Genomic DNA, 13,074 nt, shown 5'->3' on the forward strand with positions numbered 1-13,074 from the left:
ACGGTCCAAAGCGTATCCAATGAGATACCAGAAAACTAGGGTAGTGAAGTAAACAATGGCTATGGGGATGTCTGCCTCTCGCACAAATCGAAATGATTCATACATCCAAACTAGCGGGCTAATGGTAGCAATAGTATATTATAGTCGTCATACCCCGTAATATTTACAGTAATAACTAGACATGAGAGTAGGACCAGCCAAAAACGAAAAGATTTCATTGCCTATACCTCCGCAAGTGTATTTGTTGTTATAGACGAATCAAAAAGCTGGAAGTAGCATTTATTCCAAATTTATTTATTAAAATGTATTAAAAAGAACGATATTTCGATCCTATTTACTTGTCACGATTTTTAGACGTACGGTATTCGTGTGGTTTTGAGTGACGCTGGATTCTTTCAGACTTTTCGATTTATGATATACTCTCGATATATGAATTGTATGGGATGGTGATGACTGAATGAATCGTACACACGACCTAGGCAAGCTAATCAAACTAACTGGAGATAGAGCAAAACTGGACGCTAAAGCAAATGGCACATATATTGTCTACAAAACGCCGGATGGTCAATTTGTTAAAGAGTACAGTAATGGTCAAGTCGAACGAATTAAAGAACAGGATATTTTATCATGAGTGAGCCGTTTGCTACTATGTTTGTATTCGCAGGAAACAACGGAAGTGGTAAGAGTACAATTCGTAATCTATAAACTTGGTGTAAGTGTTAATATCGATCCAGATGCGTTAGCGCGAGGGATTGATCGTGAAAACCCTGATCGACACAAAGTATCGGCAGGAAAGGAAGCGATTAAGCTAGCGCGGGATTGTATAAGAAATAAACGAGATTTTACCGTAGAGACGACACTTGCTGGTGGCAATGTGATTCGACAAATGCGAGTGGCAAAAGAAAAGGGCTTTGAAGTTATTATGTTTTATGTGGGCCTTGGTGATTATCGTCTTAATATCGAGCGAGTTGCTGCACGAGTTCGAAATGGGGGTCACCACATTGATACCGCTGATATTATAAGACGGCATCAGACCTCACTGGACAATCTTCTCTTACATCTTAAACTTATCGATCATTTAATTGTCATTGACAACAGCAGCTCAGATGGCGTGATTGTATTGGAATCAGATAGTGAAACGATAAAACACCATGTGGCGTTGTTACCGGATTGGGTTAAAATCATTGATAGTTACTTACAAAATAAAAATACTGATCAAGAATAAACCGACAACTGTATGATTCAGTGATCGGTTTATTCTATATTTACATCGTATTGTGTCCACAATGTCAATTCGATGTGTATTGCACCTCAAAATGGGACCCGTTAGTAATAGACTGTTATTATTTTTCAATAGACTTTAGCAAGACGATGAACAGCATCCTGATCATAGCGGCTTCTTCGGATTCTTTTTCTCTACACTTTTTTCACTGGACGTAACACTGCGTAGCCGTATCCTTCTGGGAAATGCCGCTGATAATCCTGCTTCGTTTCCTCATCCCATTCATACCCCAGGCTGCTAGGGTCAAAGTTCCAAGCCTTCTCCTCCACCATTCTCATAACGTCTCCATTGTTTTTTAAATAATTAAAGGGCGGGTGAAAAAACACCAGGTAATCTGATTCGGGGATGTCCCGGCAATTCATTCCTGCGGGAATCTCTCCGGCATAGTCAGCGACAACCGGTATTCCATAGAGATAGCCCTTCTGACCATCCTGATAAAACCAGCCCGCAGTTTGACCCAATTGTTCGGGAAGCTTGAGATGAGACATGCTTTCCAATGTTCCGCAAATTTCATCACAATTGTGACCGTTTCTCCAGAAATCGCCGTAGTTTCGAGAAGAAGTATCCCAGATTCCAATAAATTTGTGTGCTGGTATATGCTCGATTTTGACTTCAGCTTCTTGCAAATGATCCTTAACCATCTTATCCCGCTCCTTCAAATGGTAATGATAAGGAGAGAATACCTCAACACGAATGGCTAACGGAATAGGTCGGGGCTCCTTCTGGTATACAGCCGGAGTTACCTCAAACGCTTTTACAAATGCCCGTGTAAAAGCCTCCTGTGAAGAAAACCCATACTTTACTGCAACATCGAGGATGCGGACATTGCTATCCCGGAGTTCCAGTGCAGCACGGCTAATCCGGCGCATCCACACATAATCCCTTAACGTCATTCCTGTAAGAGAATGAAACTGTTTTGTACAGTAGTAAGGGGAGTAGCCTAACTGATCGGACATTCTCAACAACGAAGGTGCTGAAGTAAGATTATTATCAATCCAATCGATCATGAGCTGGACCATTTCGTTCCATTCGTACACGAGGGTTCCCTCCTTTCGACTCCATCTTAACAGCCGGAATACAGGAATATTTGACTTGAGTTGCATGCACTCTTTTGTATTATTCATGAAGCTTTAGTCAAGGGCTATGTTAGTCCTTGTTGTCTTGTTCTATTTTACTCCTCTACATAACGGATATATGGGCGTTGAAAGTACCTTTGATCAGATACGAAATAATATTGTTTGTCTATAACCAGAGGAGGGATCACAGACTTTGAGGAAATATATAATTCTTTATATTCACCTCCGTTAGCAGCATCTCTCTGTATGACCAAGTAATCATCTGTAGTTTTAACTAATTTAGCGGTTTCTGCTGAGTGATAACCTGAATAATAATAAATCCAGCTGAAAATCAGTGAAAAAAATATAATTCTTAAAACAGTTGCAGCCGTTTTATTCTTTGTAATCAACATTCGCGCAAACCTCCGATAATCCATTCTTTCATTTGTAATAAAATATGTATGATTGGTTATTTAACCTGTTTATGTATATTGTAAGGCGTATAATCGGTTGGCGAAAGTAGATTTCACACAAAAAGCCTATCTGCCAAAACAACGGCAGATAGGCTTTTATAACATAAACGTCCACTATACTTCGTGTTTATACGCAGTCTGTGCCTCTACATTACAATTGCACCAACCACATACTCCCTATTGTCAGTTATTTCTACGCTGACGGGCGCGGGCCTCGCCGCCTTTGCGGCCTGCTTCTTCCCTGCTCATTTTCCCGTCGCTATCACTCTGGTCTGAATTGCCACGGGCTTCACCGCCCTTGCGTCCGATTTCCTGATAGAAGTCCTTGTCATGGTTTTTGGAAGTGGCTTCGCCGCCTTTTTCACCGATTTCCTGGTAGAAGTCCTTGTCATGGTTTTTGGAAGTGGCTTCGCCACCTTTTTCGCCAATCTCCTGATAAAATTCTTTGTCGTGATTTTTAGCAGTAGCTTCTCCACCTAAACGTCCTGCTTCTTCGCGACTCAGTTTGCCATTTTGGTTGTTGTTAGCCATGTTCAATCACTCCTCATCGAATTTTAGTAAAGCGTGTTCGTGTATCTATTAACCTTCATGTCAGGAATTAAACATGTCTACTTTTTTATAGAAGCTGGTAAATAACTGGATATATCCGCCTCGATCAGCGTTCCCATGCTTCTGTGTTCAATTGTTGCTGGCGGGTAAATAATGCCGGATAAATGAACAAGCTGAGCAGCACGCTGGTCAAAATAGCAGAGGTCATGGTAGTGAATACGATTAGCAATTGCAAACGCACGGCGGCGATCGGATTGGCACCTGCGATGATTTGTCCGGTCATCATGCCGGGAAGCTGGACAAGCCCCAGCGTTTTCTGCCCCTCAATGGTTGGAATCATACTGGAACGTATGCAATCCTTGAGTATAGGGAAGATGGCTTGTCTAGGCGTGCCGCCTAGCGCCAGAATGAGCATGATTTCAGGCTTGCGCAGCAGAACTTCCGACTTGAGCCGGGACACCAGCAGGCTGGACAAAATCATGGAGCTGCCAATGATCATGCCGCTAATCGGAATCATATATCGGGCTGTCGCCGGAATAATATGCAGGCCAATCAGGAACGCCTGCGTAACGATTTCCACACACAGCAGCGTCAGGAATGACTTCCACATGAGACCGGGGATAAATCGTCCTTTGCGCGCAACATTTTGTGAGGCTACGGTAATCATGAGCAGAATGAATAATACGATAAATCCGTAGCTTTGCATCCCAAAAATTAAATGTAATACATATCCAATCGCCAGCAGTTGAATCGACGCTCTGATTGTGGCGATGATAATGTCTCGGTCCAGACCGAGTTTGAAGGATTTGGACATGACGATGGCGATAAATACAAAACCGAGAGAGAGAATCAAGGCAACAATCGTCATACCCATTCTCCTGCTACAAACCTGCGGGTCTCACTATGCTGCGGAGCATTAAAAAACGTCTCCGTATCCGCTTGTTCTACCAGTCTTCCGTCGATCATCAGCCATGTCTCGTGGCCTACCCTGCGGGCTTGTTCCATATGATGCGTAATCCAGATCATCGTTGTTCCCTCTTCTTTGTTCATTTGCAGCAGCAGTTCCTCAACCTCTTTGACCGAGGCGGGGTCCAGTGCAGAAGTAATCTCATCCAGCAGTAAAATATCCGGGCGGTTCGCGAGCGTCCGCGCCAAGGCCAAGCGCTGTCTTTGTCCACCGGACAGTTCCTGCGCCTTTTGTTCCAACAGATCGTGGGTGAGTCCTACGCGTTCCAACAGGCCGGCAGGATCATCCAGCACTGTACCGTGCAGCCGTTCTACGGTTTGGAGATTGTACAGGACAGTTCCCTGAAGCATGGGGGCATCCTGAAAAACCAATGCTACTCTCCGTCTTAGTTCAGGGATCTCCCACTCCGATATCGGTTTGCCGAGGACACGGATGTCCCCTTCATCCGGTGTCATTAGGAGGTTGCACAGTGAAAGCAACGTGCTTTTACCAGACCCCGATGGACCGACCAACGTGGTGATTTTGCCGGGGGAAACTTTTGCCGTAATCCCGTTCAGAACAGCACGTTGCTGTCCAGACCCGGCGAAATATTTGATAATGTGATTGAATTCAATAGCTGGAAGTGGCTTGGATTCCATAGATATAGCTAGCTCCTTTGTAGGGGATCGAGAAAGGGATCAGGTCCGTTCTATGATCTTATTTTTTTATTATATCAGTAATGACTGCTATGCTCTTCTATAAAGGTTCAATGCAGGCCGGCTGTTGTAAACGGCATCTTCTTTGTATAAACTAACAGGATTAGTTAAAATAGAATCTGGATCAATTCTGTATAGGTATAAGGAACCGGATTACATAGAAATTCGATGAAAGGAGACAGGATGATGTCGCCTAGAAACGGAGTAAAGTTGCAAGATATCCTGCGGGCTGCCGAGGACATTGCCAATGAACAAGGGATGGGGGATGTCACGCTCACCACGCTGGCTCAAAAACTCCACATTCGCCCTCCCTCCTTGTATAACCACGTGAACGGATTGAACGGACTGCGCCAAGTACTGGCATTGCACAGCCTCGAACAGTTGGAGGAAGCTTTGATGAGCGCAGCGGTGGGTAGAGCGGGCGAAGATGCGCTGACCGCTATGGGGAAGGCGTATATGCGGTATGCTCGGGAGCGACCCGGTTTGTATGAAGCGATGCTGTATGCAACAGATCGAAATGATACCGAAATGAGGCAGGCTGCGGATCGCGTGGCCGAGCTGGTCATTACCGTCCTGTCCAGTGGTTATGGCTTCAAGGAAGAAGATTGCATTCATGCAGCGAGGGGATTCCGTAGTCTGCTTCATGGATTCGCCTCGCTTGAACAAAAGGGCGGCTTTGGTTTACCTGTGGAGGTGGACCGGAGTATTGAGGTGATGATGGCTACCTTTTTGGCAGGTCTGCGTGTGCGGCAAAAGCGAGATGTCGAGCTTACCAAAGAAGTCTGATTTCAACCTGATGCAGCTAACATGATTGCGTCGCAGACCCGAAGGGTAAAATACATCTGTATAATGTAGATGAGAGACTGCGAATACAGGAGGGGTATGAGTGAACGTACTGGTGATTGGTGCAAATGGAAAAGTAGGCAGACATCTTGTCCGTCTATTGGGGCAAAATGAATCGCATCGCGTAAAGGCGTTGATCCGAAATTCGGATCAGGCCGAAGCGCTTGAACGTTTGGGAGCAGAAACGGTGGTAGCTGACCTCGAAGGGACGGTTGGCGAAATTGCCGCAGCTATAAAAGGCAGCGATGCTGTCGTATTTACAGCAGGCTCCGGCGGGAAAACAGGTGCAGATAAAACGCTGCTTATCGACTTGGATGGAGCGGTCAAGGCAATGGAAGCCGCCGAACAAGCAGGTATCCAACGCTTCGTTATGGTCAGCGCCCTACATGCAGAGAATCGAAAGAAGTGGCCCGAATCCATTAAACCGTATTATGTGGCGAAGCATTACGCTGACCGCCTGTTGGAAGCGAGCAACCTAAACTACACGATTCTTCGTCCGGGTGGCCTGACGGATGATGTGGGCGCCGGCAAAGTTGCTACCGGTGAGGAGCTCACCAGCCAGACCATTTCCCGTGAAGATGTGGCGGCAGCTGTGGTAGCAGCGCTGGAGGAACAGCAGACGTATCATCGTGCAATTAATCTGGTGTCTGGCAGTACGCCTATTGCTGAGGCAATCAGGCTGTAATTACGGATGAAGTTGTTGCACAGAGGACGCTTATAAATGACAAAAAAGCGAGAAGACGGCCATCCATGGTCATCTTCTCGCTTTAATAATTTTACAGCTTGGTTGGATCAATTCCTTTTGGGAATGTTTCTTCAAAGCTATGCTTTTTCTCGTATAAGTTGTACCAAGCTTCTGCGATGATATCTGGATCTCCTGCCGTACCAGCTTGTATGAAAGTGCCGATTGAAAGGTGTCCTACAAAAACTCCTTTTTCTTTCAGTTCATTATGCAGGTTAGTCGCATAGTTTCGAAGGCCGGACATCACGATACCACCATTCCCAAGACTGGGCAAAGGGAACATGGCAGATATGCCCGTTGTAAATAGAATCGCGCCTGAACCATTGCTGATCATGTCAGGCAATACTTCATTGACGGATAGAACTGCAGGAAGCACAATGCTGTTGACTTGTTCCAAGACGCTTGCGGGCGTTGTTTCTAAAATATCTGTGAAATTACTCCATCCTGCATAAGGACTGAATTCGAGTACATCAATACTGCCTAAGTCTTTTTTAGCAGCCAGTAAGGCTTGTTTTAAAGCGTTCAAATCCGTAATATCCGCGACATAAGAGCGCGCTACAATATTCAGGCTTTTTAGTTCATTTGTGATGATTTCCAATTTTTCTGTATTACGAGAAACTAAAGCTACCTTAAACCCTTGCGCCCCGAATTTTTTCGCGATAGATAAACCTAACCCGAGTCCTGCACCAATTATTGCAATAGTTTTCATCTTATATGAACTCCTTATTTGTGGTATATTTTAAAGCAACATATGTTGTTTTAGTAAGTATAAGCCCGCTTAATATATGGAACAACCAACAATTAAATGAGAATGTTGTTATAGAAACAAAAATTGAAATGTGCCAAATAAGGAGGGCAGAACGTGGGGACAAAAGTAAAAAATATGCGAATGACACATACAAAGAGATCGTTGATTAACGCTTTTGTTAATTTAGTGAATGAAAAGGATTTTGAAAAGATAACAATAGCAGATCTAACAAAAGGGGCCCAAGTGAATCGTGCTACATTTTATGCACATTTTAATGATAAGTACGAAATGTTGGATTACATGATTGACGACTCTGCTTCGAACGTCATTGAAAAACGAACATTAGGAGTAGTAGAGTTCGATCAGGACACCATAAATCAACTCGTTCTAGCAGTATGTGACTTTCATCAACAACCGAAAATTCAATGCCGTCGTAGCTATTTAAGTCTTGCGCCTCTGTTGAAAGAAAAAATGTTAATTGAGCTGAAAAAATATTTAGTGAAAAGTTTAGATAACATATGTACAGACTCAGAGAAGAGTTTTTATGTACCTATTTATGCCAATATCATACATGAGGCTGGTTATTTATGGGCATCTGGAAATACTCCGTTTGATAAAGAGGAAATAGCCAAGAAGGCTTCGTTATTAATAACAGGAGGAAAAGGTTAATTCTTGTTGTGAGAGGCATCCCCGGGGGCAGAGTCCTGGGGATGCTTTTTGCTGTTTTCTCAGTATGATCGTCCCCGTAGCAGTTCCAAGCTCCAACTCTGGGTGAATAGCGGCAAAAATATTTGCTTAAAACTAATTATATTATTTATAATACTAATATGATTAGTTTATAATTAAGACAAGGAGATGAGCTAAAATGCGTATTGTTCAGGTGCAGCATGTGTATCAATTGACGTTTATGCCCCGGCTGTTCCCGGTGAACTGTTATTTGGTGGAGGAGAAAGAGGGGCTCACCTTGGTAGATGCCGGATTGCCATACAGTACCCGTGGTATAGAGCAGGCTGCGGCGCGGATCGGGCAGCCGATTATTCGAATTGTACTTACCCATGCCCATGGGGATCATGTGGGTGCGTTGGATAAGCTTAAGGCAAGGTATCCTGACGCGCACGTATTTATTTCAAGACGGGACGCACCGCTGCTACAGGGCGATGTATCGTTGGAGGCAGGAGAACCGGATACTCCTATTCGAGGCGATGTACCGAAGCATATCCTTACCCAGCCTGACGTTTTACTGTAGGATGGGGATCATGTAGGTTCGCTGTTGGCGATCAGCGCACCGGGACATACGCCGGGCTCGATGGCATTTTTGGATACTCGTACCCGTGCGTTGATTGCAGGCGACGCCTTCCAGACCCGAGGTGGTATAGCAGTATCGGGAAGGCTTAAGCCGCTGTTTCCTTTTCCGGCACTGGCTACCTGGAACAAGGGAATTTCGCTGAAAAGCGCCAAAAAGCTGGTGAGTTTCAATCCATCTTTATTAGCTGTCGGTCACGGTAACATGCTGAAGCATCCACAATCTCAGCTGGAAAGGGCGATTATGGAGCTGGAACGACAAACTTCAGTGTGATGATTCGGTATTCAGCCAACATTCAGCCAGAACTCACAAAGTCCTAAGCTAAGGCAGATACAATATGGGAAAATAGAAACAGAGAGAGGTGCATCGGATTTGAACGTTTGGAAAGCGAACGGTCTGAAATATATACTTCTATTTAGTCTCATATTGTGTGCTGTCGCTAGTGTCGTTTCGTTATGGAGTTATTCAGGTAGTTCTGCGTCCCAGTCTGCGGCTGTTAGGCAGGGCCCATCCGGCGGGTTCGGAGGAGGAAGCGGACCTGGTGGAGGTATGGGAGGACCGGGGCAACCTACCAACTCCTCCACTGAGGGAACATCGACATCGGGTGACAAAGGTACAACGGCCGGGAATGATACGTCTTCGGGCGGCAGTGGTGTTGCCAGAGACGGACAGCACAGAGGCCCCGGTGGCATGTCTGGTAACGGATCTGGTATGGGCGGTCCTGGCGGTGGTATGGGTGGTGGACGAAGTGGGAACTCCTCATCTGCTTATGCTACTCCGCTGGCGGTTTTCGCCGCTTTGTTCTTCGGTGCATTCGTGTTTATTGCATACCGTTTTCGGGCTCGTGAATGGAAGCTCGGGGAACGTAATCGGGGACTGATGCTGTGGACAGTGCTGGGTGTGGGGTTCTTTTTAAGAATGGCGATCGCCCCATGGATCTCGGGTCATATGGATTTAATGCTATTCCGGAACTGGGCTACGACAGCAGCGGATAGCTTATCGGGCTTTTACACGAATGGATCAAGTGATTATCCGCCGTTCTATATTTATATTTTATATGTGATCGGTCAAATCGGCTCTACGGATGCTTTCAGTCCCTACATGTCCGTACTGCTGCGGCTTCCCAATATATTAGCCGATATCGTGACAGCGTACATGCTGTACCGGTTGGCAAGCAAACGGGTCGGCTATGGAATAAGCCTTGGATTGGCTATATTCTACGTGTTTAACCCAGCTGTATTTATCAATTCGACCTTCTGGGGGCAGGTGGATTCTTTCTTTACTATGCTGATTGTGGGCATGATTGTGCTGCTTGTGGAAAACCGGGTCGGCTGGTCAGCCGTATTGTTTACGGTAGCCGTATTGATGAAGCCGCAGGGAATTATTTATGGGCCTGTTTTGTTCTTTGAGCTGCTGAGACAACGTAAAATACAGCCTTGGCTGTTGTCCATTGGCGGTGCTGTTGTGACGACCATTCTGGTCATATTACCATTTTCGTGGGGGCAGGAGCCGTTATGGCTACTTGACCTATACAAGGGAACGGTCGGCGAGTATCCGTATGCTTCGGTGAACGCATATAATTTCTTTGCACTGATCGGTGGCAATTATACGCAGGACACTACAACATTGTTCCTGTTCAGTTACCATACATGGGGTATGATCTGCATTGTGCTGGTGACTCTGTTTACGTGGTGGATGTATATCCGCAGTCGCAAACCACAATTTACAGCGGCAGTTGCACTGGTGCTCATTGCAGGTGTATTTACCTTCGCTTCCAGCATGCATGAACGGTACTTGTTCCCTGCGGCCGCGTTAGCTGTACTGGCGTATCTGTATTTACGAGACCGCAGATTTTTGTGGCTTGCGGGTGGATTTAGTCTTACGATTTTCCTAAACACCTTCGATATTTTCTATAGCTCCAACTCTCGGGATCAATACGGTATTATTTTGTGTGTGACATCATTGTTGAATGTGTTGTTGTTTGGGTATTTGGTCAAAGTAGTGTGGGATTGCTCCAAATCGACCACGATTGAGACTGCCCCTCCCAAGGACATGCTTCCATCGGAGTCACCTTCAGGGAAACTTATATGGGGTGCGTCTTCCCCAAGTGTGAACACAACAATTGATAGTTAGTGGAGTATAAAATATGCTAAAAAACCGCCCTTTAACGAAATGGAAGTGGTTGATAGATCAACTGCAATCCATAAGTTAAAGAAGCGGTTTTTTGTTGTCCTCATGTTAGAGTAACATTGTATCTATGTGTCTCAATCCATATATTCGTTCAGTTTCTGTACATCGCAGATGGTAATCTCTCTTGTACCCTTGCTATGAATAATCCCCAGCTGTTCAAATTTTCCGAATTTGCGACTGATGGTTTCGCGGGTAACACCCACATAATTAGCCATTTCCTCGCGTGAAAGGGGGAGGTTTATTTTAATGTAGGAACCATCCGGCTTGCCGTATTTATGTCCAAGCTCAAGAATCATATAGGCGATGCGGATTTCCGGGTCTTTGGTAGCTAGGCTTTGAGCCAGGTTTTCGGTATGTGCCAAGCGTTTAGTAATGGTTTTGAGCAGCTTCAAAGAGATATCGGGATTGTCGCGGATCAACTGCTCCATATCATCCTTGGTGAGCATACAAATATCAGTATCTTTTAAGGCATACGCACTAAAGTTACTCAGCTCATCGCTGTTAAAAATATTCAACTCGCCAAAAAAATCACCAGTTGTCAGAATGTGCAGAATTTGCTCCTTGCCCTGAGGCGTCATCTTCAGCAGCTTGACATGCCCGCTTTTAATAATGTACAGCGTATCGGAAGCCTGCTCCTCCACAATCAAGGCCTCGCCTTTCTGGTATTTTCGGTGTCGGATCATGGAGCTGACCTTACACAAATCTTCGCAGGACAAAGAGGAAAAGATAGGCACTTTGCGGGCACAGGGCTCCTTTTCGCACTGGCAGGGGCAGGACATCTCATTCACATTCATTCACTCCATTCATAAACCGGAAACTACAGGTTATAGCGCATGGTTGTTATTCTGTATCATCTATTGGGGCAAAATGACTTTGATCCTCACCACAGACTGGACAAACCCAGTCTTCTGGAAGATCCTCAAACGCTGTACCGGGCATAACGTCTTCATCGGGGTCACCGATAGCAGGATCATAAATGTATCCACAGGGCTGACATACATATTTTTTCATCTCTAGTTCTCCTTGTCATTCAAAATTTTTGTAAGCTCTGGTACGTCCGGTTTGAGTCCCTGCATGATGGCTGTTTTGTATGGTAGTGAAGCAAGGGCATCTCCAAAGCCAATCACGCCGCAGATAGAGCCGTTTTGTATGAACATACGTGTATAAGAAGCTTGATTTTTAGTAATCAGGCTGGTGTCGCAGACTTGTTCATCTACTAGCCCGATGGAAAAGAGAGGAGATTCATAGCAGTTCGAAAGGGTTACAGGGAGGGGAGGCTGATAGCTGACGGATGCGCCCGCCATATTAGCGCCTGCTATTTTTCCCTGCTCCATTGCGCTTTCCCATAACCCATCTACTCTACTCTGAAATTCGACTGCATCACCTGCTGCATAGATATTGGCGGAGCTGGTCTCCATCTGCGCATTCACCAGAATGCCTTGTCCAATATCAAGGCCGATTTGGCGAGCAAGCTCCGTATTCGGTACAATTCCGATAGAGTACACGACATGCTCGCAAGGGATAACAGAGCCGTCCTGTAGTTCCACACCTTCTACGTGATCTGTGCCTTTAATACGTTTTACGCCTTGCCCAAGGAGTACCTGAGTACCCCGTTCGGTCATCCGATCGGTCAAAATAGCGGAGGCCTTTTCATCTAGCTGACGGGGCATAAGCCGATGCGAAGCTTCCAGTATGGTTACAGCATACCCGGCTTGCTGGAAGGACCAGGCGGTTTCCACGCCTTGAATACCGCCGCCGATGATACATATCCGGTCTCCCTGTCGCAATTCCGCTTTAAGGCGATCCGCATCTTGTCGAAAACGGATATTGTGAACGTTCCTTAGAGAAGCCCCATCTAGCACAAGCTTACGGTTGTGAGCTCCTGTACACAGCAGTAGCTTGTCATAAGCAACGGTTTGTCCATCTATTGTTTTGATAGTACAATCCTCTGGATGTATCTCGGTTATCTTGATGCCGGAATACACATGAATTCGTTGATTGGCAAACCATTTTTCCTTTTTGATCAGGATTTTGTCGCTGTGCAAATCAGTGAATAGTCCCTTGGAAAGTTTGACTCTGTTATACGGAAAGGATGCTTCCTCCCCGTAAATAGAAATTTCGGCCAGATCATCATGATCTCTAATCGCTTTTGCCGCGTTGACGGCGGCGACACTGCCTCCGATAATAATGTAATGTTGGTTACCCATTCAGTATCTCTCCTATTCGC

General features: G+C 45.4%; 14 protein-coding genes and 2 pseudogenes. 7 read left to right on the forward strand and 9 right to left on the reverse strand.

Features of this window, described 5'->3' with window-relative positions:
- Window positions 1-457 precede the first annotated feature (457 nt).
- Entirely contained in the window at window positions 458-631 is a 174-nt protein-coding gene (locus MHB54_RS14250; RefSeq protein WP_023990932.1) for a hypothetical protein, read from the forward strand.
- Window positions 628-1,225: pseudogene (locus tag MHB54_RS14255) on the forward strand (zeta toxin family protein). The gene MHB54_RS14250 and the pseudogene MHB54_RS14255 overlap by 4 nt, the downstream one beginning before the upstream one ends.
- A gap of 191 nt (window positions 1,226-1,416) precedes the next feature.
- Here MHB54_RS14255 and MHB54_RS14260 read toward each other — a convergent pair.
- From MHB54_RS14260 to MHB54_RS14280, 5 genes are all read right to left on the reverse strand, one after another.
- On the reverse strand, window positions 1,417-2,319 hold the full coding sequence (locus MHB54_RS14260; RefSeq protein ID WP_071558061.1) for a helix-turn-helix domain-containing protein: 903 nt from the start codon (window positions 2,317-2,319) through the stop codon (window positions 1,417-1,419).
- 134 nt (window positions 2,320-2,453) lie between these two features.
- Window positions 2,454-2,750 (reverse strand): hypothetical protein, encoded by a 297-nt coding sequence (locus MHB54_RS14265; protein WP_264454400.1) that lies wholly within the window; start codon window positions 2,748-2,750, stop codon window positions 2,454-2,456.
- A gap of 243 nt (window positions 2,751-2,993) precedes the next feature.
- Window positions 2,994-3,341 (reverse strand): KGG domain-containing protein, encoded by a 348-nt coding sequence (locus tag MHB54_RS14270; RefSeq protein WP_103744479.1) that lies wholly within the window; start codon window positions 3,339-3,341, stop codon window positions 2,994-2,996.
- 124 nt (window positions 3,342-3,465) lie between these two features.
- Window positions 3,466-4,227, reverse strand: coding sequence for an ABC transporter permease (locus tag MHB54_RS14275; RefSeq protein WP_023990927.1), 762 nt, complete (start codon window positions 4,225-4,227; stop codon window positions 3,466-3,468).
- A complete protein-coding gene (locus tag MHB54_RS14280; protein WP_023990926.1) occupies window positions 4,224-4,964 on the reverse strand; it encodes an ABC transporter ATP-binding protein in 741 nt (246 codons plus the stop codon). Before MHB54_RS14280 ends, MHB54_RS14275 begins: the two co-directional genes overlap by 4 nt.
- A gap of 243 nt (window positions 4,965-5,207) precedes the next feature.
- On the opposite strand from MHB54_RS14280, the gene MHB54_RS14285 reads away from it, so the two are divergent.
- Together MHB54_RS14285 and MHB54_RS14290 are read left to right on the forward strand one after the other, a co-directional pair.
- Window positions 5,208-5,807, forward strand: a complete 600-nt coding sequence (locus MHB54_RS14285) for a TetR/AcrR family transcriptional regulator (protein ID WP_053326378.1) — start codon at window positions 5,208-5,210, stop codon at window positions 5,805-5,807.
- 100 nt (window positions 5,808-5,907) lie between these two features.
- Window positions 5,908-6,549 (forward strand): SDR family oxidoreductase, encoded by a 642-nt coding sequence (locus MHB54_RS14290; RefSeq protein WP_023990924.1) that lies wholly within the window; start codon window positions 5,908-5,910, stop codon window positions 6,547-6,549.
- Window positions 6,550-6,640: 91 nt separating this feature from the next.
- Here the strand turns inward: MHB54_RS14290 and MHB54_RS14295 are convergent, their stop codons facing one another.
- Window positions 6,641-7,315, reverse strand: a complete 675-nt coding sequence (locus MHB54_RS14295) for an SDR family NAD(P)-dependent oxidoreductase (protein WP_023990923.1) — start codon at window positions 7,313-7,315, stop codon at window positions 6,641-6,643.
- Window positions 7,316-7,468: 153 nt separating this feature from the next.
- Between MHB54_RS14295 and MHB54_RS14300 the strand changes: the two genes are divergently transcribed.
- The 3 genes and pseudogenes from MHB54_RS14300 to MHB54_RS14310 all read left to right on the forward strand — a co-directional run bounded on the left by MHB54_RS14300 (window position 7,469) and on the right by MHB54_RS14310 (window position 10,790).
- Entirely contained in the window at window positions 7,469-8,023 is a 555-nt protein-coding gene (locus MHB54_RS14300) for a TetR/AcrR family transcriptional regulator (RefSeq protein WP_023990922.1), read from the forward strand.
- Window positions 8,024-8,219: 196 nt separating this feature from the next.
- Window positions 8,220-8,930, forward strand: a pseudogene (locus tag MHB54_RS14305) (MBL fold metallo-hydrolase).
- A 99-nt stretch (window positions 8,931-9,029) separates the two neighbouring features.
- Entirely contained in the window at window positions 9,030-10,790 is a 1,761-nt protein-coding gene (locus MHB54_RS14310) for a glycosyltransferase 87 family protein (RefSeq protein WP_264454401.1), read from the forward strand.
- A gap of 131 nt (window positions 10,791-10,921) precedes the next feature.
- On the opposite strand, the gene MHB54_RS14315 is transcribed toward MHB54_RS14310, so the two are convergent.
- From MHB54_RS14315 to MHB54_RS14325, 3 genes are all read right to left on the reverse strand, one after another.
- Window positions 10,922-11,626 carry a Crp/Fnr family transcriptional regulator gene (locus MHB54_RS14315; RefSeq protein WP_028540837.1) on the reverse strand — a complete coding sequence of 235 codons (705 nt, stop codon included), beginning with the start codon at window positions 11,624-11,626 and terminating at the stop codon, window positions 10,922-10,924.
- A 61-nt stretch (window positions 11,627-11,687) separates the two neighbouring features.
- Window positions 11,688-11,858, reverse strand: a complete 171-nt coding sequence (gene rd / locus MHB54_RS14320; RefSeq protein WP_007432984.1) for a rubredoxin — start codon at window positions 11,856-11,858, stop codon at window positions 11,688-11,690.
- Between the two features lie 2 nt (window positions 11,859-11,860).
- Entirely contained in the window at window positions 11,861-13,054 is a 1,194-nt protein-coding gene (locus MHB54_RS14325) for an NAD(P)/FAD-dependent oxidoreductase (protein WP_264454402.1), read from the reverse strand.
- Window positions 13,055-13,074: the final 20 nt, after the last annotated feature.

It is taken from the genome of Paenibacillus sp. FSL M7-0802, from assembly GCF_038004945.1.
GTDB lineage: Bacteria > Bacillota > Bacilli > Paenibacillales > Paenibacillaceae > Paenibacillus > Paenibacillus polymyxa_B.

What these genes read in the sequence shown, in the direction of transcription:
- MHB54_RS14250 (WP_023990932.1), top strand. Translation starts at nt 458, where the DNA reads ATGAATCGTACACACGACCTAGGCAAGCTAATCAAACTAACTGGAGAT.
- MHB54_RS14265 (WP_264454400.1), bottom strand. Translation starts at nt 2,750, where the DNA reads ATGTTGATTACAAAGAATAAAACGGCTGCAACTGTTTTAAGAATTATA.
- MHB54_RS14270 (WP_103744479.1), bottom strand. Translation starts at nt 3,341, where the DNA reads ATGGCTAACAACAACCAAAATGGCAAACTGAGTCGCGAAGAAGCAGGA.
- MHB54_RS14275 (WP_023990927.1), bottom strand. Translation starts at nt 4,227, where the DNA reads ATGACGATTGTTGCCTTGATTCTCTCTCTCGGTTTTGTATTTATCGCC.
- MHB54_RS14280 (WP_023990926.1), bottom strand. Translation starts at nt 4,964, where the DNA reads ATGGAATCCAAGCCACTTCCAGCTATTGAATTCAATCACATTATCAAA.
- MHB54_RS14285 (WP_053326378.1), top strand. Translation starts at nt 5,208, where the DNA reads ATGTCGCCTAGAAACGGAGTAAAGTTGCAAGATATCCTGCGGGCTGCC.
- MHB54_RS14295 (WP_023990923.1), bottom strand. Translation starts at nt 7,315, where the DNA reads ATGAAAACTATTGCAATAATTGGTGCAGGACTCGGGTTAGGTTTATCT.
- MHB54_RS14315 (WP_028540837.1), bottom strand. Translation starts at nt 11,626, where the DNA reads ATGTCCTGCCCCTGCCAGTGCGAAAAGGAGCCCTGTGCCCGCAAAGTG.
- rd (WP_007432984.1), bottom strand. Translation starts at nt 11,858, where the DNA reads ATGAAAAAATATGTATGTCAGCCCTGTGGATACATTTATGATCCTGCT.
- MHB54_RS14325 (WP_264454402.1), bottom strand. Translation starts at nt 13,054, where the DNA reads ATGGGTAACCAACATTACATTATTATCGGAGGCAGTGTCGCCGCCGTC.